Source organism: Deinococcus gobiensis I-0 (assembly GCF_000252445.1).
Taxonomy (GTDB): Bacteria; Deinococcota; Deinococci; order Deinococcales; family Deinococcaceae; genus Deinococcus; species Deinococcus gobiensis.
Genome location: NC_017805.1, coordinates 368,873 through 392,368, shown reverse-complemented (window position 1 = coordinate 392,368; position 23,496 = coordinate 368,873). Strand labels below are relative to the sequence as shown.

Here is a 23,496-nt window from a genome sequence, read left to right as displayed (position 1 = left end):
GACATGAGTGACGATCTTCGTCCGACCCGCCGTCCGGGGGCACGCCCGCTGTCCCGGAGCTTCCCTGCGGGTCTGGGTTTCCTGCTGCCGGCCGTCCTTCTGGCCGCCTGCTCCGCTCCCCAGCCCCCCGCCGCCACGCCCGCCGCCGCGGCCCCCAGCACCTCCACCTCCGCTCCGCCGACCGGCACGGCGCCGACCTCCCCGGCCGAGCCGGCGCCGGCCGAGCAGCGCCAGCCCCTTCAGGCCCTGGGCCTGCTGAACATCAAGCTCAGTGGACTGAACGACGACGGAAGCGTCACCGCCAGCGTGCAGCCCCCCGCCAGCCTGGGCGCGCAGGCCCTGACCAACCTCGACTCCGTTCAGGCCGAAGTGGTCTCCACCGGGTCCTTCACCGTGGGGCAGCGCGGTGCGGGCGGGGCGCGCTACGTCTCCGTGACCTTCCGGGTCCGCAACGCCTCGTCGGCGGGCACCCCCTTCGGCACGGCGCGCCAGAACCTGACCCTGCTGGGCGCGAGCACCTCCGGCACCATCGCGCAGACGCCCTACAGCCAGCTTCTGCGCTTCGACGGTACGGCCGCCGATCCGGCCGTCGCCGCCACCATCCTGCCCACCCCCGGCATGACCTACGACCGGACCACCGACGCCCCCGTGCCCCTGGCCGGCGCGCAGGACCTCCAGGTGTTCACCGAGGGCGAGGTGGCCGCCCTGGGCAACGTGGCCGGGACGACCCGCGTGTTTCCGTTCGGCTTCGTGGTCCGCAACCGCACCCAGACCTCCAGCCGCGCCCTGGCGGCCAACCCGGCCGCCGGGCAGTACGACGGGGTCGTCACCCTGGCCCTGAAATTCCCGCTTCAGGCCGACGCGGCGGCCGATCCCTTCTCGGTGATGGTGACCTTCGCGGTCGTGGACGATCCCGTGACCCGCGTCACGCAGAGTACCGAGGAGCAGGCGGTGGGGGGCAGCGTGCAGGCCCGCGCCGCCGCCCTGGGCGCAGGCACCCAGATCGCCACCCTCTGCGGCACCGCCCTGTCGGGGGCCAACACCCTGTTCGTCGGTTCGGCCACGACCGCCGGCAACACGGGCCGCACCGCGCATATCGGCGGCAATGTCGCCCTGAGTACGCCGCCCACCGCCTCCAGCGCGATCGGCAACACGCTCCTGAGCGTTCCGGCGGCGCAGGGCCTGAGCCGCTTCTATTCCGTCTACTCCCCGTCCACCCTGACCTTCGCCGGGACGGGCACGGCGCGCGGCGGCACGGCGACCGTGGCGAGCGACGGAAGCTACACCTTCATCTCGAAGCCGGGCGACGGCGTCGGCAGCACGGCGATCTCGGACAGCCTGAACTACACCGTCAGCGACGGCGCGGGCTGCACCAGCCCCACGCAGACTGCCCCCGTGGGGATCAACCAGCGGGTCTGGTACGTGAACAACGCGGCGAACGGGGCGGGCGACGGCCGTCAGACCACCCCCTTCCAGACCCTCGCGGCGGCGCAGTCGGCCTCGGCGGCGGCGGACACCATCTACGTGTTCCGGGGCAATGGCACGACGAGCGGCCAGAATGCCGGCTTCGTCCTGAAGGACAACCAGACCCTGATCGGTGAGGGCAGCGAACTGAAGGTCGGCGCAGTCAGCGTGCTGCCCGCCGGCGCGGCACCCGCCAGCATCGGCAACTTCGACGGCGTGGGCCTGACCCTGGCGAACGGCAACACGGTCCGGGGGCTGAATGTCGGCGGGACCTCGGGCGGCATCGTCGGGACGAACTTCGGGAAGCTGAGCGCGACCCTGGGCAGCGTCACGGCGACGGCCGGCCCCGCCCTGAACCTGACGACCGGCACGCTCGACGCGACGGCCATCCGTCTGGACGCCACCAATCCGGCGACGGCGGGCGCAGGCGTAGACCTCAGCAGTGTCGGCGGGAGCCTGAGCGTCCTGGGGACTGGCAGCGCCGGGACCGGAGGCACGGTGCAGGCGACCGGGACGAACGGCGTGGGCTACAGAATCCGCCCGGGCAACGCCGACCTGACCCTGGGCCTCGCCCGCGTCCAGGCCCAGAACTCGCTGAGCGGCCTGCTGTTCAGCACGGTGACCACCGATACGGGCCGTCTGGGCCTGACGGTGAGCGACAGCGCCTTCACCAACAATACCGGCCGGGCCGTCTCCCTGGAGTCCAGGGGCACCGGGGCCAACAGCTTCCTGCTCGAACGCAACTCGGTGAGCAACACGTCGGGCACGGGCGGGATCGTCTACACCGCCGGACGCACGGCGACCGCGAACAGTGTCGACCGGGGGGTCTTCCGGGGCAACACCGTCGCCATCGGCAACACGTATGCGGGTGGGGGCAGCGGATTCAGCATCGTGGCGAACGGAAACAGCCGGGGGCAGTTCCTGCTGGAGAACAACACGGTCAGCAGCTTCAACACCTACGGGATGGAATTGCGTGCCGGACAACTCACCGAGACGGACACGGGAAGCGCCCGCCTGGACCTGACGCTGCGGAACAACACCGTCTCGACCCCCAGCGCGGCGGCGAGCGAAGCGCTCGAGGGGGTCGGCCTCACGGTGGGGATAGACGCCGCCGAAACGGACCAGCTGTGCGCCAACCTGACGGGCAATACGATCAGTGCCCAGAACGGAGGGACGAACGGCGCGCAGAGTGCGGTGGTGGTGCGGCAGCGTGCGGGGACGACCTTCACCCTGACGGGACTGAGCGGGACTGGGGCGACGGGAACCACGAACACCATCGCCTCCCGCAACAACGGGGCGACGACCCGCATCCGCAATCCGGCGGCGACCCTCAATCCGGTTGCCGGCACCTGCACGGAACCGAGCCTTCCCTGAATGTAAGGAGCGTCAATGGACAACTTCATCGGTGAAATCCGTCTGGCCGGCTTCGGCTTTCCCCCCAAGGGCTGGGCGCTGTGCAATGGACAGCTGCTCCCCGTCAACCAGAACCAGGCCCTGTTCTCCCTGCTGGGAACGGCCTACGGCGGAAACGGGATCACGACCTTCGGCTTGCCCAATCTCCAGACCCGCGTTCCCCTGGGCATGGGGCAGCAAGGAGGAGTGAACTACCCCTGGGGACAGGCGGGCGGAGAGGCCGCGCACGCCCTGACCACTGCGGAGATGCCCGCCCACACCCATGCGCTGACGGGCAGTGCGGGAGGGGCGACCGCCCTGGGGCCGGCGAACAACCTGCTGGCCACCCCGGCAGCCGGGGCGCTGTACGGCACGGGAACGGACGTCTCCCTCGCCTCTTCGAGCGTCGGCCCGTCCGGAAGTGGGCAACCGCACCAGAACATGCCCCCCTACCTCGTCATCAACTACATCATCGCCCTTGTGGGCATCTATCCCTCGAGGTCCTGAAATGAGCGATCCCTACATCGGTGAGATTCGGATGTTCGGCGGCAACTTCGCGCCGGAAGGTTGGCAGCTGTGTAATGGCAGTTCGCTGTCCATCAGTGAATATGGAGTGCTCTTTCAGCTCATAGGAACGACCTATGGGGGAGACGGGCAGACCACCTTCAAGGTGCCGGACCTCCGGGGCCGGTGGCCCGTCCATCAGGGAAGCCTGGCCGGTGTCAGCACGCCTCTGGGACAGGCTGCCGGGAGCGAGAGTGTCCCCCTCCTGCTGTCACAGATGCCCTCTCATACGCATGCGCTCAAGGCCACTGCGTCGGCGGCCACGACCGCCAACCCTACGGGTGCGACGCTGGCGCAGACCACGCCCGCGTCCCTGTATCTGGACGATAACCCGGGCGTGTCCCTGGCGGGTCAAGCCCTGGGGATGGCGGGTGGGGGACAGCCGCATGAAAACCGGTCGCCCTACCTCGCCGTGAATTTCATCATCTCGCTGTACGGCATTTATCCGAGCCAGAGCTAAAAACGTCAGATGGAGGAGACGCACTTCAGAGAGCGCCATCTGAGTGCCCTCCTCACTCTTGATAGAGCCAATTCAGTAAAAAGGAGCTGACTGTGGACCCCTTTCTCGGTGAAATTCGGATATTCGCAGGAAATTATGCCCCGCTTGGATGGGCTTTCTGTGACGGCAGTCTCCTTAATATTCGGAGTAATCCAGCGCTCTTCTCGTTGCTTGGTTTGGCTTACGGCGGCGATGGGAGAACCACGTTCGGCTTGCCGGATCTCCGGGGCCGCACACCCGTCCAGCAGGGACAGGGACCCGGTCTTTCCAACTATCCTCTGGGCAGTACGGGCGGCGTCCCCTCGGTCACCCTGAGTCAGACGCAGATGGCAGGCCATACGCATGCCGTCAAGGCCGCCTCCGATCTGGGCGAAAGCACCACCCCGACCGGCAAGGTGCTGGCCCGCAGCAGCGAAGGTGCGGCCTACGGAACGGCCCAGCCCACGAGTTCGATGGCTCCGGGGGCCATTGACCCTGCGGGGGGGACACAGGCCCATAATAATTTGCCCCCCTATCAGGTCATCAACTTCATCATCGCGACGCAGGGCATCTTCCCTCAGCGCTCATAACCCGCCGCTCCTCCAGCTCCGCCCCTCCAAGGACCCCTGAATGTCAGACCTCCCCGATCCTTCAGCCGCTTCCACTCTTCCACAGGCCACCCGGCGGGGACTCCTCAAGACCCTGGCCGTCCTGGGACCGGCCGCTCTCGCTGGGGGCGGGTCTGCCCTCGCGGCCCCCACGCCCGCTGCTCCCCTGCGGGCCGCCCTCCTGCTGCCCAGCCGCAGCGGATGTCCGCACTTCGCGCAGGCCTTCGAGCAGGGCTTCCGGCAGGGATGCGTGGCTCCCGGCGTGGCCCTGGAGCTCCATTCCACCGGCCCGATGCCGCGGCAGGCCCAGGCGGCCGCCCGACAGGCGCTGGAGGGTGCCCCGCAGGTGCTGGTGTCGCTGGGCGACGGCCTGAGCGAGCAGCTCACGCCGGTCCTGACCGGGCGCAACGTGCTGCACCTGAACGCCGAGGTCGGGGTCCTGATGGCGCGCCCGCTTCACCGCCACCCCCTGACCCTCACGACCTCGCTGCATGCCTGGGAAGCCGAGTGGGCCCTCGGCGCCCACCTGGGCCGCAGCGGCCGCAAGAGCGTCCACCTGCTCTTCTCGCTGCTCGACAGCGGGTACGACCTGCCCTACGCCTTCACGGCCGGGCTTCAGAGTGCCGGAGGACAGGTCAGGGGCACCACACTTCTGGACGCGCCCGACAGCCCCGCCGAGGCCCAGCGCGTCGTCGCCTCCCTGCGGGCGCAGGACGTTCAGGCCGTGCATGTCCTGGCCAGCGAGGGCGCGCCCGCCCTGCTCTCGGCGTGCCGCCGGGCAGGACTGGAGGTCAGCAGCGGCGGCCTGGGTCTAGGGAACGGAACGCCGCCGGGGGTGCTGGGGGCCCTGGGCGCGCCTCGGCAGCTCAGCGTGGCCGCCGGGCAGCCCCCACGGAACCAGGCCCTTTTCGCCCTGGGCTTCGATACGGGCACCTGGCTCAGCCGGGCGCTGGAAGCGGGCACGCCGCGCCTTCCCCTGGCCCTCCTCGCCGCGATGTCGGCCCAGACGTTCACGGGAGCACGGGGACCGGTGACCCCCGACGCGCAGGGCCACCTGATCGCGGGACTGTTCCACAGCGGCGGGCAGGGAGCGGCCCTGGACCCGCACCGGCCCGCACCCACCCACCCCGGCGTGGTGGCGCAGACGCAGGCGGCCCGCAGCGGCTGGCTGACCACCTTCCTGCATGGCTGATCCCCGGCCCTGGGTCCTGCGCGGCGCGGAGCCGGAGGACGCGGCGTTCCTGCGGGCGCTCTACGCCTCCACCCGGCCGGACCTCGGGCTGTTGCCGGAAGCGGTGAGGGCCACGCTGCTGGACTTGCAGTACCGGGCGCAGCAGCGGGGTTACGCCGCGAACTATCCGCAGGCCCGTCAGGAAATCGTCGTGGCGGGTGAGACGGCGGCCGGGCAGCTCCTGACTGCGGAGCAGGGCGACGACCTCGTCCTCGTCGATATCAGTCTCCTGCCGGACTGGCGCGGACAGGGCCTGGGCGGCGCAGCCATCCGGACCGTGCAGGACCGCGCCCAGGCGGCGGGGCGGGGCGTGCGGCTTCAGGTCGCCAGAGACAATCCCGCACTCCGGCTATACCGGCGTCACGGGTTCGGTCCGGCCGCCGAGGACGAGGTCCGCCTGACCCTGCACTGGTCCGCACCAGGGCAGGCGCCGGGCTGAGATCGTCCGGCAGCTTCTCTAGCCCAGAATGTTGACAAGTCCGCTCAACTGACCTACCTTGCCCCCTGACCCCACGACGGGGTCGCCTTTATCCAGAGTCGGCGCGAGGGGCCTGGACCCCGTGGACCGCCGCAGCAACCAGCCCTCATCACGGCGGGTGCTCACTGTCCAGACCTGCGGTCTCAACGATGACCAGGGCCGCAGATCGGGTAAAGGAAGGGTGTTCCTCCTCGCAGGTTCCAACAGACGCGCGCCTCGCCCGTCCCCTTCCCGACGCACTTCGCCCAGGAAGGGGACCGCCTTTTTCGTGCGGTGATCCTCCGACTTCGACCGTCCGGAGCACACGTCTCATGTCTACCGCGCTGGAATTCAGCCACGTCGGCAAACGCTACGCGGGGCAGGCCCAGGCCGCCCTGCACGACCTCTCTCTCCAGGTGCCGCGCGGCAGCCGCACCGGCATCATCGGGCGCAGCGGCGCGGGCAAAAGCACGCTCGTCCGGCTGATCAGCGGCCTGGAAACGCCCGACAGCGGCGAGCTGCGCCTCCAGGGCGAGCAGCTCACGCCCGCGACCCGCCGCCGCCTGCAGGAACGCACGGGCCTGGTGTTCCAGCATTTCAACCTGCTCGCGCAGCGCACGGTGCTGGGCAACGTCACGCTGCCGCTGGAACTGCGCGGCGCGCCCCGGCCCCTGCGCGAACGCCGGGCGCGCGAGCTGCTGGACCTCGTGGGCCTGGGCGGCCTGGGGGAACGGTATCCGGCCCAGCTCTCGGGCGGGCAAAAACAGCGGGTCGGCATCGCCCGCGCGCTGGTCACGGAGCCGGCGCTGCTGCTGGCCGACGAGGCGACCAGCGCCCTGGACCCCGAGACGAGCGCCGGGATTCTGGACCTGCTGCGCCGGATTCAGCAGGAGCGCGACCTCACGCTCGTCCTCGTGACCCACCAGCTGGAAGTGATCCGCGCGGTGACGACCCACGTGGCCGTGCTCGACGGGGGCCACCTGGTCGAGTCGGGCGAGACGGGCGAGGTCCTGCGCCGCCCGCAGCACGCCGTGACCCGCGCCCTGCTCGACGCCCACCGGCCGGACGACGCCCTGCGCGGCGGCGAGACGCTGCGGCACCTGACCCTGAGCGCCCTGGACGGCGCGGCGCTGGCCGATCTGGCCCGGCAGGGCGCGCGGATCGTGCGCGCCGAGACCCACCCGCAGGGCGTGGACGTGTGGCTGGCCGTGCGGGAAGCCGCGCCGCAGCCGGCCCTGCATGGGGTGGGCGCATGACCTGGGAGGCGATGTGGCCGCTGCTGTGGCAGGCCACCCTGGAAACGCTGGGCATGGTGCTGCCCTCGGCGCTCATCGCGCAGGTCGTCGGCACGGCGCTGGGCACGGTCCTGACCCTCACGCGCCCCGGCGGCCTGCGGCCCCAGGCGGCCACGTACCGCGTGCTCGACGTGCTGGTCAACGTGGGGCGCAGCCTGCCCTTCATCATCCTGCTCGTGCTGCTCATTCCCCTGACGCGCCTGATCACCGGGACCAGCATCGGCTCGGTGGCCGCCACCGTGCCCCTGACCATCGCGGCGATTCCCTTCGTGGCGCGGCTCGTCGACGGCGCGCTGCGCGACGTGCCCGGCGGCGTGATCGAGGCCGCGCGCGTGGTGGGCGCGACCACCGCCCAGACGGTCTTCAAGGTGCTGCTGCCCGAGGCGCGCCCGGCCCTGATCCACGGCTTCACCGTCATGCTCATCAGCCTGATCGGCTACAGCGCGATGGCCGGAGCCATCGGCGGCGGCGGCCTGGGAGACCTCGCCATCCGCTACGGGTATCAGCGCTTCGAGACCGGCGTGATGGTCGCCACCGTCGTCGCCCTTCTGGTGCTCGTCCAGGGCGTGCAGTGGGTGGGCGACCGCGCCGCCACGCGCGCCGACCACCGCTAGACCCGGCGCCCTCTCAGTTTCACGATCCTCAGGAGTCTCCATGTCCACGACGTCTTCCCTGCGCTTTCTCGGCGCCCTGCTGTTGACCCTCACCGCCTCGGCCTCGGCGGGCACGCTGCGCGTCGGCGCGACCCCCGTCCCGGCCGGTGAACTTCTCGAATTCGTCCGGCCCGCGCTCGCCAAACAGGGCGTGACCCTGGTCGTCCGGGAGTTCTCGGACTACGTGCAGCCCAACGTCGCGCTCGGTGAGGGCAGCCTCGACGCCAACCTGTTCCAGCACCAGCCGTACCTCGACGCCTTCCAGCAGAACCGCCCGCTGAACATCGTGCCCGTGCGCAAGGTCTACCTGCCGCCGCTGGGCCTGTACAGCAAGCGCGTCACCGAGGTCACGGCGCTGAAAAAGGGCGCGACCGTCGCCATCCCCAACGATCCCAGCAACGGCGCGCGGGCGCTGCTGCTGCTCGAACGCGCGGGCCTGATCCGCCTGAAGGCCGGCGTGGGCGCGCGGGCCAACGTCACCGACATCGTGAGCAACGTCAGGAACCTGCGCTTCCGCGAGCTGGAGGCCGCCCAGCTGCCGCGCTCGCTGGCCGATGTGGACGCCGCCATCGTCAACACCAACTACGCGCTGGAAGTCGGCCTGAACCCCACGCGCGACGCGATCTTCCGCGAGGGCAAGAACAGCGCCTACGTCAATATCCTCGCCACCACCAGAGACAAGCTGAACAACCCCGACCTGCAGAAACTCGCCCAGGCCCTCACTAGCCCCGAGGCGAAGGCCTGGCTGCTCAAGAAGTACGGCGGCAGCATCGTTCCGGCATTCTGAATCCGCCCGTTTCCCAGGAGTTCCTACCATGACCAAGCACCTGTTCCTGATCGCCGCCCTGACCCTCACCGCCTCCGCTTCCGCCGGGACCCTGCGTGTGGGAGCCAGCCCGGTGCCGCACGCCGAAATTCTCGAATTCGTCAAGCCGACCCTCGCCAAGCAGGGCGTGAACCTCGTGATCCGGGAATTCTCGGACTACGTGCAGCCCAACCTCGCACTGGCCGACGGCAGCATTGACGTGAACTTCTTCCAGCATCTGCCCTACCTGAACTCGTTCCAGAAAGACCGCCCGCTGGGCATCGTGGCCGGCGCCAAGGTGCATGTCGAGCCCATCGGGGTCTACAGCCGCCGCGCGCAGAAGTTGAGCGATCTCAAGGCGAGCGCGACCATCGCCATCCCCAACGACCCCAGCAACAGCGGCCGCGCCCTGAAACTGCTGGAGCGCGCGGGGCTGATCCGCCTGAAGGCCGGCGTCGGCGTGAGCGCCACCGTGCTGGACATCACGGCCAACGTCAAGCGCCTGCGCTTCCGCGAACTGGAAGCCGCCCAGCTGCCGCGCGCCCTGGGCGACGTGGACGCCGCCGTCATCAACACCAACTACGCGCTGGACGCGGGCCTGAACCCCCTCAAGGACGCGCTGCTGCTCGAAGACAAGCGCAGCCCCTACGCCAACCTGCTCGCGGCCAAACCCGCCACCCTCAAGAACCCCGACTACCTGAAGCTGGTCAAGGCCCTGCAGAGCCCCGAGGTCAAGGCCTTCATCCTCAAGAAGTACTCGGGCGCGGTCGTTCCGGCGTTCTGACCCGGGGCGGGTAGGCGGGCCGGCCGACGCACCGCCCGCCCGCCAGAGAACGTGCCGGGCCACCTGCGTACGGTCCCCCTCAGCGCAGGCGCTGGCCGAGCTGCACGATCCAGAGCTTGCTGGGTGCGCCCGTCTTGTTGTCCCCGATGCCGAAATCGTTGTCGTTCGACAGGGCGACGGTCGAGGGCGACAGCAGGGTCACGCCTTCGAGCTTGTCGTCGGTGATGCCCGCGTCGGTGGACTTGAAGACGAGGGTACGGGCGCTCGTCTTGATGCCCAGCGCGCCGAGGTTCGTGGCCGTGTTCTCGAAGGTCAGCTTGCCCTCGTCGGCGTGGCCCAGCACGTTGGTCGCGCCGCTGAAGTCCTCGACGAACAGCTGCACCAGCCCTCCCGCCCGCTCCAGCAGCAGCAGCTTGTCGCCCGAAATCCAGGTGGTGTCGCTCACCTTCAGGTCGGCCTGCTTGCCGCCCGCCGGGTAATCCGAGATGGCGCTGCCCAGCGTCAGGTATTCGCCCACGACCCTGGCGTTCAAGGGATCGGACACGTCGAGCTTCAGGGTGCGCAGCACGCGGCTGCCCTTGTAGGCGTCGGCCTTGGCGTCGCCCATGGGGCTTTGCAGCGTCACCCACGCCGACTTGCCGTCGTCGCTCAGGCTCACGCTCTCGAAACCCCGGTTGACCCGGCGCTGGGTCAAAACGTCGGGCAGGACGTTCTTCACGGGATAACCCGCGTTCGGCAGCGTCTTGCTGACCGGGGTGTAGCGCACGAGCACCTGCCCCGACGCACTCAGAATGGCGACCGAGGGGGAGGTCTCCTCCACCGTGATGAAGCGTCCATCCGGGAAACGCGCGATGGCCTCGGTATCCATGCCGCTCTGGTTGAAGGCCAACGGCGAGGTGCTGGCCTGCGACGCGAAGGGCAGTTCCTCGCCCGAGAGGTTGGTCAGGCCGGTGATGCCCTGGCCCTGGCTGCCGGTCAGCCTGGTGTAGGCCTGCGGCACGATGGCGTTGCCCTCGACCCGGAAGCGCACCAGCGTGGGGCTGAAGTCGGGCAGCGGGAAAATCTTGCCGTCGGCCTTGCCCGAGGCGTCGAGGTGGTCCTCGTTGGGTCCCCGGTCGGTGATGCCCACGAACTCGCCGCTGGGCAGCGCCAGCAGGCCGCTGCCGATGGCCGGGAGGGTGGTGCTGCGCAGGCCGTTGGCCTGGGCCTGGCCGAGCTGCGCGGCCGTGTAGCCCATCGCGCTCAGGCTGGTCGCGGGCAGGCTCGCCTCGGCCAGCAGCTTCACCTTGCCGTCGGCCGTCGGTCCGCCCGGATAGGGGCTGCTGCCGGTCGGCGTGCGGTCACAGGCGGCGAGCAGGGCGGCACTCAGGACAAGCAGGGCAGGCAGCACTCTGAACATGAGGAGCAGATTAAGGACCTTCTGTCAGCCTGCTGTCTCCACCTCCCATGACCGTTTTGCAAACCGTCCAGACGGTCGGTAAACTGGAGCAATGGCCCGTTCCGCTCATCCCGAACTGACCCGCGCCGCCCTGCTCGCCGCCGCCCGGCAGGTGTTGCGGCGTCAGGGCGCGACCCTCTCTCTCGACGCCGTGGCCCGCGAGGCCGGAATCAGCAAGGGCGGACTGCTGCACCACTACCCCACCAAGGAGCGGTTGCTGGCGGCGCTGGCCCACGCGCTGGTCGAGGACTTCCAGCGCGAGCTCGCGGCGGTCCACGGCGCCGAGACCGCGCAGCGCGGCCCCCAGCCCGGCGCGTGGCTGCGCGCCTATATCGAAGTCTGTTTCCGGCCCGACGTGGACGAACCGGCCCTGAGCGCCGCGCTGGCCCCCCTGGGCGCGCTGCCCGAGCAGCTCGCCTCCTTGCAGGAGATGCAGGCCTTCGTGCTGCGTGACGCCGAGGCCGACGGCCTGCCTGCGGGACGCGCCCACGCGGTGCGCCTGGCCTGCGACGGCCTGTGGCTCGGCCGGCAGGTGGGCATTCCCGACCTCGACGCCGCCCGGCTCGCCGCCCTGAAAGAGGAGCTGATCGCGTGGACCCGGCCCTGAACACCGCCCCCCCTTCCCTGTCTGCGGGCCCCGGCCATCCGGACCCTGGCCCCGGCTGGCAGCCCCGGTTCTGGGCCATCTTCGGCGGGCAGGCGTCGTCGCTGATAGGGTCGGCCCTCACGCAGTTCGTGCTGCTGTGGTGGATCACCGACACGACCGGCAGCGTGGCCGCGCTGGCGACGGCGGGCCTCGCGGCGCTGCTGCCCCAGGCGCTCCTGAGCCCGCTGGGCGGCACGCTGGCCGACCGCTACAGCCGCCGCGCCCTGATGATCGGCGCGGACGCGGTCAGCGCCCTGTGCATGGTGGTTTTGATCGCCCTGTTCCTGACCGGCCAGGTCGAACTGTGGCACGCCTACACCATGATGTTCGTCCGCAGCGCCATGCAGGCCTTCCAGTCGCCCGCCGCCGCCGCGAGCACCGCGATGCTCGTGCCGGCCACCTTCCTGCCGCGCGCCGCCGGGCTGAACCAGACCCTTCAGGGGTTGATGACGGTGGCCGCCGCCCCCCTGGGTGCCCTGGCCATCGGCATCATGCCCATCGGCTGGGCGCTGGGCATCGACGTGGCGACGGCGCTGCTGGGCATCGTGCCGCTGCTGCTCTACCGGGTTCCGCAGCCCCGGCGCGCGCCTACGGACGAGGGCGGCGGTCTGTGGGCCGAATTCCGCGAAGGCGTGGGACTGGTGTGGCACCAGCCGGGGCTGCGGCGGCTGTTCGGGCTGATGGGCGGCGTCGTGCTCATCATCGCGCCGTCCTTCACGCTCGTGCCCCTGCTGGTCAAGCAGCATTTCGGGGGCGGGGCCGGGCAGGTCGCCCTGATGGAAGGCCTGTCTGGCCTGGGCATGATCGCGGGCGGGCTGGTCCTCGCGGCGGCCGCGCCCCGGCGGCAGGTGCCCTGGGTCCTGGCAGGCTTCGCGGCCTCCTGCCTGACCCTGGCCCTCACGGCGCTGGCTCCGCGCGGCCTGTTCGGGCTGGCGGTGGGCTGGTGGGTCCTGAGCGGCCTGACCTACGTCCTGGGCAACGGTCCCCTGACGGCGCTGCTCCAGACGACCATCCCCGCGCACCTGCAGGGCCGGGTCCTGTCGCTGATGAACACCGTCACCGGCCTCGCCGCGCCCATCGGACTGGCGCTGGCGACGCCGCTGGGCGAGGTGCTCGGGGTGCGCTGGCTGTTCGTGGCGCTGGGGATCCTGGGGGGCGGGGCCGCCCTGCTGGGCTTTCTCTCACCCGCCATCCGGCAACTCGACGGCGCGCCCGCCGCACCTGCACGCCGGGAGGAGACGGCTCAGCCCCGCGCGTAGACCTCGTCGCCGCCCACCCACACGCGCGCCACGTCGCCCTGGGTACCGCTGGCGAAGGTGGCCGCGAGCAGGCGCCCCGGTCCCTCGGCGTGGGCGTACACGGCGGCGAGCGGCGTGCCGGGCGGCGGCGAGAGGTGCACGGCGTCGAACTGCCGCCCGGCGCTGAAGTCGCCCGTCAGGTCCCCGAGGTCCAGCGCCTCGGCCCCTGCCCGGGTGGCGAGGTACAGCAGGTGGGCCGGGGTCAGGGCCACGCCGTCCGCGCCCATGAGCTGCTGCATGAAGTAGGCCTGCACACCCTCCTTGAGCAGCGAGAAGCCGGTGCCGCCGCCCACGTCGCTGCCCAGCGAGACGTGGACGCCCGCCGCGAGGTGCCGCCGCAGCGGGAAGAAGCCGCTGCCCAGCGCCGAATTGCTGCACGGGCAGTGCGCCGCCGAGCAGCGGTGCTCGGCCATCGCGCCGAGTTCGCGGTCCGACGGCCAGACGTTGTGCGCCAGCACGCTGCGCCGCCCGACCAGCCCGGCACGCTCGTAGGTGTCGAGGTAGTCGCGCGCCTCCGGGAACAGGCCCCGGACCACCTCGACCTCGGTCACGTTCTCGTTGATGTGGCTGGTGAAGCGTACACCCTCAAATTCCCGCAGCAGCGCCCCGCAGGCGTCGAGCAGGCCCTCGCTGGCCGAGAGGCTAAAGCGCGGCGTCACGGCGTACAGCGCGCGCCCCCGGCCGTGCCAGCGCTCGATCAGGGTACGGCCCTCGGCGTAGGCACGCTCGGGGGTGGTGTGCAGCTCGGGCCGCAGCAGCCGGTCGCCCACGACCAGCCCGGCGACGGTGCGCAGGCCTGACGTGGCCGCCTCCTCGAAAAAGGCGTGCATGGCCCCGGCATAGTGCGCCCCGAACACGAGAGCGGTGGTCGTGCCGTTCATCGCCAGCGCGCCCAGGAACTCGCGGGCGACCGCGCGGGCGTACCCCTCGTCGGCCAGGCGGGCCTCCTCGGGCAGCGCGTTGCGGTCCAGCCAGTCGAGCAGCGGCATCCCCAGGCCGCCCACCACGCGCACCTGCGGGTAGTGGACGTGGGTGTCCACGAAACCGGGCAGCAGCAGGCCGCCGCGCAGGTCGGTGACGGGCGCCTCGGGGGCCTGGGCGCGCACCTCGGCCCAGGGACCGCTGGCGAGGATGGTGCCGCCCGCGACGAGCAGGCCGCCGTCGTCCTCGGCGTGCAGGGCCTCCGCATCGGCGAAGGGGCTGCGCGGCGTATGCATGAAGGTGGCGCGGTAGAGGACGGGGTCGGCAGAAGTCTGGAAAGTCTGTGTCATGTCGTTTGGAAGGCCTGTTCGGTCTGGAACCGTTCGAGAAGTTGCGCGGCCACGCTCAGGGCGATGACCGCCGGAGCCTTGCCGCGTAGCCCCGGCAGGCCGATGGGGGTGGTGATGCGGGCGAGGTCGGCGTCGGTGTGCCCCTCGCGCCGGAGCTGCTCCTGAAAGCGCGCCCACTTGGCGCTCGACCCGATCAATCCGATGAAGCCGAGGTCGGGGCGGCGCAGCGCGGCGTCGCACAGGGCGGCGTCCTCGGCGTGGTCGTGCGTGAGGATCAGGACGTGCGCGCCGGCGGGCAGCTCGGCCAGCGCCAGCTCGGGAATGGGGACGTGGTGGACATGAAGGTGCGCCTCTCCCCCACCCAGGGGCGCGAGGCGTTCCGGGGCGAGCTGCGCGGCGCGCGAGTCGGCGAGGTGCAGGTGCAGCGGGTGGCGCGAGAGCAGCAGCGCGACCTCCAGCCCCACATGCCCGACCCCGAAGACGGCGACGGTCGGCCGCCGGGTGGGCAGCGGGTCGAGCAGCAGCGTGACCTCGCCGCCGCAGCACTGCCGCCCGTGTTCATTGGACGCACGGTCGGTCAGGCGCAGGGTCAGGAGTTCGGGCGTGCTCACCCCGGCGGCGATCAGGGCGCGGGCACGGGCGACGGCCGTCGCCTCCAGGTTGCCGCCGCCGACGCTGTCCCAGCAGTCCTGCGCGCCGACGACCATCTTGGCCCCCGCCTCACGCGGGGCGTGGCCGCGCACGCCCACCAGCGTGACGAGGACGCCCGGCGCGTTGCGGGCGCGCAGGGTGTCGAGGCCCGTGAGCCAGGTGGTCATACGCCCAACTCAGTCATCGGCCGCCACGGCCGTCCGGGCCGCCGTGCGCGCCGTCTCCAGTGCCCAGTACACCGCCTCGGGGGTGGCGGGGCTGGCGAGCAGCTGAGCGCGCCCATCCGGCCCGAAGGCCGCCGCCGCCTGCCGCAGCGCCTCGCGCACACTGATCGCCAGCATCAGGGGCGGCTCGCCGACCGCCTTGGAGCCGTACACCACGCCGGTTTCGGTGGCGCGTTCCAGCAGCGCCACGTTGAATACCTCGGGCATCTCCGAGAAGCTCGGCAGCTTGTAGGTGCTCGCGGCCTGGGTGGCGAGGCGGCCCCGGTTCGGCCCGTCGGAGGTATCCCAGCGCAGGTCTTCGAGGGTCAGCCAGCCCGCGCCCTGCACGAAGCCGCCCTCGACCTGCCCGAGGTCGATCAGGGGCGAGAGGCTGTCGCCCACGTCGTGCAGCAGGTCCGCGCGGCGCAGGGTGTAGGCGCCCGTGAAGCCGTCCACCTCGACCTCGCTGACCGACGCGCCGTAGGAGAAGTACTTGAAGGGCTCACCGCGCAGGTTCACGCGGTCCCAGTGCAGGCCCGGCGTGCGGTAGAAACCCGCCGCCCATAGCTGCGTGCGCAGGTGGTAGGCGTCGTGGACGACCTCGCGGAAGTCCATGCCGAGTTCGGGATGCCCGACCGGGAACACCCGCCCGTTCTCGAAGCGCACGTCGTCCGGGTGGACCCCCAGCGCGCCGACCTTCACCGAGCGCGTGCCCAGCGACCCGGCGGCGACCTCGGCGAGCCGGGTCTTGATCTGGTCGCAGGCGTCCTTGACCGCGCCGCCGTTGAGGTCGGCCCCGCTGCTCGCCGCCGTGGCCGAGGTGTTGGGCACCTTGTCGGTACGCGTGGGCGCGAGGCGCACGCAGGCCAGCGGCACGCCGAGCGCGGTCGCGGCCACCTGGAGCATCTTGGTGTGCAGGCCCTGGCCCATCTCGGTGCCGCCGTGGTTGATGAGCACCGAGCCGTCCTTGTAGACGTGGACGAGCGCGCCCGCCTGGTTGTAGGACGTGAAGTTGAAGGAAATCCCGAACTTGACCGGCGTGACCGCCAGCCCCCGCTTGCGGTGCGGGTGCGCGGCGTTGAAGGCCCGGATCTCGGCGTGGCGGGCCGCGAAATCCGAGCGCTCCAGCAGCGTGTCCCACACCTCGGCGATGCGCCCGGCGTGGCGCACCGGCTGGCCGTAGGGCGTGGCCTCGCCCTCCTGGTAGAAGTTCAGCCGCCGCAGCTCGTGGGCCTCCAGACCCAGCAGCGGCGCGCAGCGGCCCAGGATGTCCTCGATGACCAGCATCCCCTGCGGTCCCCCGAAGCCCCGGAAGGCCGTCTGGGAGGTCTTGTTCGTCCTGGCGACGCGGCCGTGCACCTCGACGTGCGGCAGGTAGTAGGCGTTGTCCACATGACACAGCGCCCGCGCCAGCACCGGCTCGGAGAGGTCCAGGCTCCAGCCGCCGTCGCTGGTCAGGGTGGCCTGGAGGGCGCGCAGCTTGCCGTCCTCGCCGAAGCCCACCTTCCAGACGGCGTGGAAGGGGTGGCGCTTGCCGGTCAGGGTGAGGTCCTGGGTGCGGTTCAATCTCAGCCGGACGGGCCGCCCGGTGAGGGTCGCCCCCAGCGCCGCCACCGCCGCGAAGCCGTGCGGCTGCATCTCCTTGCCACCGAAGCCGCCGCCCATGCGCAGGCACTGCACGGTCACGGCGTTCGAGGAGAGCCCCAGCACGTGCGCCACGATCTCCTGCGTCTCGGTGGGGTGCTGGGTGCTGCTCTGCACGAAGACCTGCCCGGCCTCGTCCACCTGCGCGAGCGCCACGTTCGTCTCCAGATAGAAGTGCTCCTGGCCGCCGAACTCGAACTCGCCCTCGAAGACGTGCGCCGCCTCCGCGAAGCCCTGCCCCACGTCGCCCCGGCGCAGGGTGGAGGCGTTGCCCTGGAAGGACCCGGCCTCTATCGCCTCGGTCAGCGTCAGGAGGGCCGGCAGCGGGCCGTACTCGATCCGTACGGCCTGCGCGCCCAGGCGGGCGGCGTCGAGCGTGTCGGCCAGCACCCAGGCGACCGCCTGCCCGTAGAACATGACTTCCGAGGGAAACAGCGGCTCGTCGTGCTTGACCCCCGAGTCGTTCTCGCCGGGCACGTCGGCGGCCGTCAGGACCCGTATGACGCCGGGAATCGTGAGGGCGGGGGCCGTCTCCATCGCCAGAATCCGGGCGTGGGCATGCGGGGCCTGCACCGGCCAGGCGTGTAGCAGGCCGCCCAGACGGCCCCCCAGGTCGTCGGTGTACAGCGCCTGCCCGGTGACATGCAGCGCGGCGCTCTCGTGCGGGATGGCCTCGCCCACCGCGCCGTGCGTGGGCCGTTCGTGCAGGCTGCTCATGCGCCCACCCCCTGTTCCTGCCCCGCGAAATAGAACTTCAGGAGCGCCTGTTCCAGCATCGCCGCGCGGTAGGCCGCCGAGGCGCGGTGGTCGTCCAGCGGCGTGCCCTCGCCGCGCAAGGTGCGGGCGGCGGCGCGCACGGTCGCCTCGGTCCAGGGCTGGCCGGTCAGGGCCTCTTCGGTGGCGCGGGCCCGCAGCGGCGTGGCCGCGACGCCGCCCAGGCCGATGCGCACCTCGCGCACCACGTCCCCGTCCAGGTCCAGCGCGAAGGCCACCGCCACGCTGGAGATGTCGTCGAAACGGCGCTTGGCGATCTTGTGGAAGGCGGCAACCGGCGCGAGCGGCAGCGGAATCTTCACGCTGCGGATGAGTTCGCCGGGGCGGCGCACGGTCTGCCGGTAGCCGGTGAAATAGTCGGCCAGCGGCACTTCGCGCTCGCCCCCCCGTGACGCCAGCCGCAGCGAGGCGTTCAGCGCCAGCAGCACGGGCGGGCTGTCCCCGATGGGCGACGCGGTGCCCAGGTTGCCCCCCAGGGTCGCGCTGTTGCGAATGAGGCGGCTGGCGAACTGCGGAAACCACTCGGCCAGCAGCGGCACGCGGCCCGCGAGCCGGCGCTCGATCTCGCTGAGGTTCAGGCCCGCGCCGATCTCCACACTGTCCGGCGACCAGATCAGCTCGCGCAGTTCGGGCAGGGCGTCCACGGCCACCGTCAGGCCCGCGCGGGCGTGGCGCAGGTTGACCTCGACCCCCCAGTCGGTACCGCCCGCGAGCACCTTGGCGTCGGGCGACTGGGCCAGTACCTCGAGCGCCTGTTCGAGCGTGCCGGGCCGCCGGAAGTCGCCGCCGGGGCCGGACAGGTGCAGGGCAGGCAGGGCCGGGGCGGGCAGGGCACGCCGCGCGGCCAGCACGTCCTCCTCCGGCGGCGTGCCCAAGGCGTGCGCGGCGTCCTGAATCGGGCGGTAGCCGGTGCAGCGGCACAGGTTGCCGCTCAGGGCGTGGATGTCGAAGCCGTTCGGGGCACGGTGCTCACCACTCTGGCGCCCAGGGCGGTAGTACTCGGCCGCCATGCTCGTCACGAAGCCGGGCGTGCAGTACCCGCACTGGCTGCCGCCGCGCACCGCCAGCTCGCGCTGCACGGGGTGCAGGTGCTGCGGCGTGCCCAGGCCCTCGGCGGTCACGACCTCTCCCCCACTCATGGCGGGCAGCAGCACCAGGCAGGCGTTCACGCTCTCCCAGCGCGTCCCCTCCTCGCCGTCCGGGCGGGCGACGAGCACCGCGCAGGCCCCGCACTCGCCCTCGGCGCAGCCTTCCTTGCAGCCGGTCAGGCCCTGATCCCGCAACCAGTTCAGCAGCGTGGTGTGGGGCCGCGCGCCCGGCGCTTCCCGCCGCTCTCCGTTCACCGTGATGCTCACGCTCTCCATACCGCATTCTCCTCGCCAGCACTGGCCCGCGCCGCGTTCCAGGCCGTCCGGCCCGGAAACACATGGTTGACGCCACACGGAAGGGAAAGAGGCGGGCCACTGGTTATCCATGCAGAACAGCGGCCTGATTGTCAGCTCCGCCAGCATAGCGCGCCGCGCCTGCGCAGCCCCCCGCGCTGCCTGGGCAGGCGGGCGCGGCGCGCGGGCAGCCGGGGCGCGTACACTGCCGGGCGTGGGCAAGAACACGCGGCAGGAACCCCGGCAGCTTCAGGGCCACGACGAGCGCAACATCGCCCGGCTGGCGCTGGCGCTGGCGCAGAACCGCATTCCCAGCACCCTCCAGTCCTGGGAAAAACAGCTCACGGTGGACGCGCTGGGGGCCATCCACGTCAAATGCGTCTCCCGGGCCGACGCGGTGGTGCCGCACGGCCTGGACAACGACATCATCATCGGACTGGTCAACGCCTTCGTCGAACAGGGCCTGCCCAACGCGGGGGTCATTCAGCTCTCGGCCTACCGCCTGCTCACGCTCGCGGGCCTGACGGTGGGGGGACGGCAATACAGCGAGGTCCTGGAAGGCCTGCGCCGCCTCCAGGGCAGCACCTTCGCCATCACCGAGTCGTGGTTCGACGGCCGCCAGCACCAGTGGGTCAGCGAGGAGTTCAGCATCATCAGCTCGTTCGCGAGGGTGGACGCCACCGAAATCGCCGAGGAGATCGGGACCCTGCGCGCCGACACCATTCTGGAAATCCAGCTCGCGCGGGCGATCACCCGCAGCGTGCGCAGCGGCCACCTGCGCCCTCTGGACCTGGAGTTCTATTCCCAGCTCTCGCAGCCGATGGTCCGGACCCTGTACCGCAGCCTCGAAGAGCGGCGCGCGCCCCTGGGCAAGGTGCCGACCGACGCCTACACGGTCTCCACCCGCAACTGGGGCGAGCACCTGGGCATGCACGGCTGGCGACTGGACAAGATCCGCCGGGCGCTGGAGCCCGCCCATCAGGAACTGCTCGACACGGCTTACCTCGTCGAGGTGATCTACACCGGGCGTGGTGAAGGCCAGCAGATCACCTACCGCTTCGGGCAGGTGGCCGCGCCGCCCAACACCGAACTGGTCGCGCTGCTCACCCGCAACGGCCTGAGCGCGCCCAACGCCGTCAAGACCGTGCAGGCCTACGCCGCACAGGTCGAGGCCACCGTCGCGGCCTTCGGGCGCGTGGTGTCGCAGGCGCGTACCCCCGTCAAGAACCGCCAGGGCCTTCTGGTGGACATGTTCCGCAATCCCGAGCGGTACGCCGAATATTTCTCTTCCGAGAGTGCTGCCGAGTCCGGCCCTGCCAGGGAATTCCCCAAAAAGACACGCTCGGTGACCAAGACGGTAGAGGCTCCGGCAGGAGACGAGGACTGGGAAGCGCAACAGGCGAAAGCATGGCGTGAGATGCGCCCGGAGGCCCGTGAGCGCCGCATGCTGAGCCTGCTCCAGATGATGATGGGAGACCATCTCAGTGCCGAGGAGATGGCGGTCATCTCCACCCTCGTCGGTAACGGCACACTGGACGGCCTGGAATTCTCCCGCCGCCTGACTCGCGCCCTGGCCGACAAGACACAGGTGGACCTCGCCGCAGAATTTCGTGTCCTGATCGAAGTTTAATCTTCCAGACCATTTCTCTGAACCTGTCTCTTTGGGGAAGCCTGTCTCTTTGGGGAATTTTCTCCTCACCTCAGCCTGTCTCTTTGGGGAATTGACCCTGAAAACGCTGTGTTTAACGTCTTCTCTTCCCCAAAATCCACCGAGCTTGTCTCTTTGGGGAATTGGGGCCTTTTGAGCTTGTCTCTTTGGGGAATTGGGGCCCTTCGAGCTTGTCTCTTTGGGGAATTCCCCAAAGAGACAGCTTGTCTCTTTGGGGAATTGAGCTTGTCTCTTTGGGGAATTGGGGCCCTTCGAGCTTGTCTCTTTGGGGAATTGGGGCCTTTTGAGCTTGTCTCTTTGGGGAATTGGGGCCTTTTGAGCTTGTCTCTTTGGGGAATTGGGGCGAAAAACTGCGTCCTGATCGATGTTTTTCTCGCCGCCCTGATGATGATCATCATATGTTTTTAACATCTTTTAAAATCATTAAAATCATCAATCAGGGCGAGACCTGAAAAAGCCCCCAATCTCCCCGGCTTGGTGAGGGGCTTTTCAGACATGTTCCCTCAGCGGGGCAGGTTGACCCAGCTGCCACTGCTGGCACTCTCTATGGCCGCCTCGACGAACTCCACGCCGCGCACACCATCCGCAATGGTCGGGTAGGCAGGACTGTGGGCCTTTCCTGCGATCTGAGCGCGTACATGTGCTGCAAAATCACGGTAGATGTTTCCGAACGCCTCGACGAACGCTTCAGGGTGCCCAGCGGGCAGTCGGGTCGCCGCTTGAGCCGACTGCCCGAGACCAGGACCTCCGCGGGTCAGGATCTGGCGGGGTTGATCCAGACGGTCGAAGATCAAGACATTGGGATCTTCCTGACACCAGCCCAGGCTCCCCAGTGTTCCGAATACCGAGAGCCGCAGATCGTTTTCACGGCCGATCTCCACCTGTGAGCAGGTCAGCAGGCCCCTCGCCCCCCCACTCAGGCGCAGGCGCACGTTGGCGTCGTCATCGACCGCACGCCCAGGAACAAACGAAGTCAGCTCGGCACTCAGTGACGTGATGTCCTGTCCGGTCACGTAGCTGAGCAACTGCTCGGCGTGGGTGCCGATGTCGCCGAGCGCGCCGGCAGGCCCGCTCAGCGCCGGATCGGTGCGCCACGCAGCCTGTTTGCCCTGATCTTCACGGGCCAGCCAACCCTGGTGGTACTCCACCTGCACCTTACGCACTTCGCCTATTGCTCCGGCCAGCACCATTTCGCGGGCTTGGCGGATCAGTGGATAGCCGCTGTAGTTGTAGGTGACGGCAAACAGGGTGCCGCTCTCTCTGACCGCCGCCTCCAGTGCGCGGGCCTGCTCGGAGGTATGCACGAGGGGTTTGTCGCAGATGACATGAAAGCCGGCCTGAACGGCCGCGAGGGCCACAGGGAAATGCATGTGGTTGGGGGTAACGATGCTGACGACCTCGACCGGGTCGGGCCGCATCCGCTCACGCTCCAGCATCTGTTCCCAGGAGTTGTAGACGCGGTCTTCGGGCAGGCCCAATACCTGGCCGGATATTTGGGACCTCTCGGGGGTGCTCGAAAGTGCACCGGCCACGAGGTCGTATTGGCCATCGAGAGCGGCGGCGTGTCGGTGAACAGCTCCGATGAATGCGTCCACTCCACCGCCCACGAGACCCCAACGCAGTTTGCGAGTCATGATTCTCTCCTCTTCTGAAAAGCGGCGTCGAAAGCCAAAGTCGATGCATGCAAATTGAGCTTTCTTGCAATGGCAGCACTTTCGGCTGCGCCGTGTAACTGGTCCATGGGGGCATCCTCCCACTTGATACTCAAAGGCCCGTCATATCCCATATCGTTCAAGGCGACGGTCACGTCCTCGAAACGCACGTCACCGCGTCCCAAAGAATGGAAGTTCCAGAACCGCCGGGCATCGCCGAAACTGGTATAGCCCCCGAAGACGCCGACTTCACCGTTGCCGTGTCCCTACCATACGGCCTTGAGATGGACCCGGAAGATCCGCTTCGGAAAGGCGCGGACGAATCCTGTGTGGTCCACGCCCTGATAGGCGAGGTGGCCCGAATCGTGGTTGAAGCCGAAACAGGGATAGTGATTGATGGCTGTAATGGCCCGCCCGGCCGAAACCGTATCGAAGGCGATTTCGGCCGGATGGATTTCCAGAGCGAAGTTCACGCTAACCTCGTCGAAAATATCTAGGACCGGCAGTCAGCGCCGGGGGAAGTCCTCGAAGCCGGCGTCCCAGTAAGCCTGATCGGTGGGTGGGAAGGTACAGATGCTGTGCCAGACACTCGAACCGGTAAATCCCGTCACGGTTCTCACTCCAAAGCGGGCGGCGGCGTGGGCCGTGTCTTTCATGGCCTGGGTGGCCCGCTGGCGTAGGCCATCCTGCCGCCGTCTTCCCAGATTCCGACGGCAGGATGGGGCGGTGGCGCGTATCGATCGGCTTACAGACAACTTGGTCGCCAAGGTGGTTGCTGACGGCGAAGCAGCGCAGGTCATGCTCGGCAAGCAAGGTCCGCTGACGCTCGACATATCCAGGGTCCGTCAGGGCGGCGTGCATATCGAAATGATCGTCCGAGCAAGTCAGTTCCAGGCCGTCGTAGCCCATCTGCCGGGCGAGGGGTGCGAGTTCGGCCAGGGGAACATCGGCCCATTGTCCGGTAAACAGGGTGATGGGGCAGGTCATGCGCCTCTTCCATCGGTGAGGAAATTGAATGAGACCGGCATGGTCCTCCTGGATTGGGAAAGAGGTGGGGAAAGCAGATGCCTCTGAAAGGGCCTAAAACGGCCCTACAAGGCTCAGCGATGTACCGAGTGGACTAGGAGCTTTGAGAGA

General features: G+C 69.6%; 20 protein-coding genes and 2 pseudogenes. 15 read left to right on the top strand and 7 right to left on the bottom strand.

Translation table 11 applies throughout. The features are described 5' to 3' along the window. The first annotated feature begins 3 nt into the window (after positions 1-3). From DGO_RS16715 to DGO_RS16665, 11 genes and pseudogenes are all read left to right on the top strand, one after another. The gene (locus DGO_RS16715; protein WP_014695749.1) at positions 4-2,838 is read left to right on the top strand and encodes a beta strand repeat-containing protein; all 2,835 of its coding nucleotides are present in this window, start codon (positions 4-6) and stop codon (positions 2,836-2,838) included. 15 nt (positions 2,839-2,853) lie between these two features. Beyond that, positions 2,854-3,363 (top strand): phage tail protein, encoded by a 510-nt coding sequence (locus DGO_RS16710; RefSeq protein WP_014695748.1) that lies wholly within the window; start codon positions 2,854-2,856, stop codon positions 3,361-3,363. Position 3,364: 1 nt separating this feature from the next. Beyond that, positions 3,365-3,880: a phage tail protein gene (locus DGO_RS16705; protein ID WP_014695747.1), complete on the top strand. Its 516-nt coding sequence runs from the start codon at positions 3,365-3,367 to the stop codon at positions 3,878-3,880. 92 nt (positions 3,881-3,972) lie between these two features. After that, positions 3,973-4,098 (top strand): annotated as a pseudogene (locus DGO_RS24835) (phage tail protein); the annotation flags it as partial. Between the two features lie 147 nt (positions 4,099-4,245). Beyond that, a complete protein-coding gene (locus DGO_RS24830) occupies positions 4,246-4,488 on the top strand; it encodes a phage tail protein (RefSeq protein ID WP_014695746.1) in 243 nt (80 codons plus the stop codon). Positions 4,489-4,528: 40 nt separating this feature from the next. Further along, positions 4,529-5,698: an ABC transporter substrate-binding protein gene (locus DGO_RS16690; protein WP_145975447.1), complete on the top strand. Its 1,170-nt coding sequence runs from the start codon at positions 4,529-4,531 to the stop codon at positions 5,696-5,698. After that, entirely contained in the window at positions 5,691-6,176 is a 486-nt protein-coding gene (locus tag DGO_RS16685; protein ID WP_014695744.1) for a GNAT family N-acetyltransferase, read from the top strand. The genes DGO_RS16690 and DGO_RS16685 overlap by 8 nt, the downstream gene beginning before the upstream one ends. A gap of 350 nt (positions 6,177-6,526) precedes the next feature. After that, entirely contained in the window at positions 6,527-7,450 is a 924-nt protein-coding gene (locus DGO_RS16680) for a methionine ABC transporter ATP-binding protein (RefSeq protein WP_014695743.1), read from the top strand. Beyond that, positions 7,447-8,103, top strand: a complete 657-nt coding sequence (locus DGO_RS16675) for a methionine ABC transporter permease (protein WP_014695742.1) — start codon at positions 7,447-7,449, stop codon at positions 8,101-8,103. The genes DGO_RS16680 and DGO_RS16675 overlap by 4 nt, the downstream gene beginning before the upstream one ends. A 40-nt stretch (positions 8,104-8,143) precedes the next feature. After that, the gene (locus DGO_RS16670; RefSeq protein ID WP_014695741.1) at positions 8,144-8,929 is read left to right on the top strand and encodes a MetQ/NlpA family ABC transporter substrate-binding protein; all 786 of its coding nucleotides are present in this window, start codon (positions 8,144-8,146) and stop codon (positions 8,927-8,929) included. A 28-nt stretch (positions 8,930-8,957) separates the two neighbouring features. Then, positions 8,958-9,731: a MetQ/NlpA family ABC transporter substrate-binding protein gene (locus DGO_RS16665; RefSeq protein ID WP_014695740.1), complete on the top strand. Its 774-nt coding sequence runs from the start codon at positions 8,958-8,960 to the stop codon at positions 9,729-9,731. A gap of 79 nt (positions 9,732-9,810) precedes the next feature. Here the strand turns inward: DGO_RS16665 and DGO_RS16660 are convergent, their stop codons facing one another. Continuing rightward, positions 9,811-11,130, bottom strand: coding sequence for an esterase-like activity of phytase family protein (locus tag DGO_RS16660; protein ID WP_014695739.1), 1,320 nt, complete (start codon positions 11,128-11,130; stop codon positions 9,811-9,813). Positions 11,131-11,221: 91 nt separating this feature from the next. Here DGO_RS16660 and DGO_RS16655 point away from each other — a divergent pair, with 91 nt between their 5' ends. Then, positions 11,222-11,776, top strand: coding sequence for a TetR/AcrR family transcriptional regulator (locus tag DGO_RS16655; protein ID WP_014695738.1), 555 nt, complete (start codon positions 11,222-11,224; stop codon positions 11,774-11,776). After that, positions 11,761-13,074 (top strand): MFS transporter, encoded by a 1,314-nt coding sequence (locus tag DGO_RS16650; RefSeq protein ID WP_193352037.1) that lies wholly within the window; start codon positions 11,761-11,763, stop codon positions 13,072-13,074. The genes DGO_RS16655 and DGO_RS16650 overlap by 16 nt, the downstream gene beginning before the upstream one ends. Here the strand turns inward: DGO_RS16650 and guaD are convergent. The 4 genes from guaD to DGO_RS16630 are packed head-to-tail and all read right to left on the bottom strand — an operon-like array spanning position 13,059 to position 19,020. After that, a complete protein-coding gene (gene guaD, locus DGO_RS16645; protein WP_014695736.1) occupies positions 13,059-14,384 on the bottom strand; it encodes a guanine deaminase in 1,326 nt (441 codons plus the stop codon). The genes DGO_RS16650 and guaD overlap by 16 nt on opposite strands. Then, positions 14,381-15,202, bottom strand: coding sequence for a xanthine dehydrogenase accessory protein XdhC (gene xdhC / locus DGO_RS16640; RefSeq protein WP_014695735.1), 822 nt, complete (start codon positions 15,200-15,202; stop codon positions 14,381-14,383). The genes guaD and xdhC overlap by 4 nt, the downstream gene beginning before the upstream one ends. Before the next feature lie 9 nt (positions 15,203-15,211). Further along, on the bottom strand, positions 15,212-17,599 hold the full coding sequence (xdhB, locus tag DGO_RS16635; RefSeq protein WP_014695734.1) for a xanthine dehydrogenase molybdopterin binding subunit: 2,388 nt from the start codon (positions 17,597-17,599) through the stop codon (positions 15,212-15,214). Then, positions 17,596-19,020 carry a xanthine dehydrogenase small subunit gene (locus DGO_RS16630; RefSeq protein ID WP_014695733.1) on the bottom strand — a complete coding sequence of 475 codons (1,425 nt, stop codon included), beginning with the start codon at positions 19,018-19,020 and terminating at the stop codon, positions 17,596-17,598. The genes xdhB and DGO_RS16630 overlap by 4 nt, the downstream gene beginning before the upstream one ends. A 232-nt stretch (positions 19,021-19,252) precedes the next feature. Here DGO_RS16630 and DGO_RS16625 point away from each other — a divergent pair, with 232 nt between their 5' ends. Continuing rightward, positions 19,253-20,668 (top strand): replication initiator protein A, encoded by a 1,416-nt coding sequence (locus tag DGO_RS16625; protein WP_050920946.1) that lies wholly within the window; start codon positions 19,253-19,255, stop codon positions 20,666-20,668. A gap of 542 nt (positions 20,669-21,210) precedes the next feature. Here DGO_RS16625 and DGO_RS16620 read toward each other — a convergent pair. Together DGO_RS16620 and DGO_RS16615 are read right to left on the bottom strand one after the other, a co-directional pair. Beyond that, positions 21,211-22,341 (bottom strand): Gfo/Idh/MocA family protein, encoded by a 1,131-nt coding sequence (locus DGO_RS16620; protein WP_014695730.1) that lies wholly within the window; start codon positions 22,339-22,341, stop codon positions 21,211-21,213. Then, a pseudogene (locus tag DGO_RS16615) lies at positions 22,338-23,172 on the bottom strand (sugar phosphate isomerase/epimerase family protein). Before DGO_RS16615 ends, DGO_RS16620 begins: the two are co-directional and overlap by 4 nt. Here DGO_RS16615 and DGO_RS24415 point away from each other — a divergent pair. Beyond that, positions 23,086-23,433 carry a hypothetical protein gene (locus DGO_RS24415; protein ID WP_226991545.1) on the top strand — a complete coding sequence of 116 codons (348 nt, stop codon included), beginning with the start codon at positions 23,086-23,088 and terminating at the stop codon, positions 23,431-23,433. The pseudogene DGO_RS16615 and the gene DGO_RS24415 sit on opposite strands and share 87 nt — an antisense overlap. Positions 23,434-23,496 lie beyond the last annotated feature (63 nt).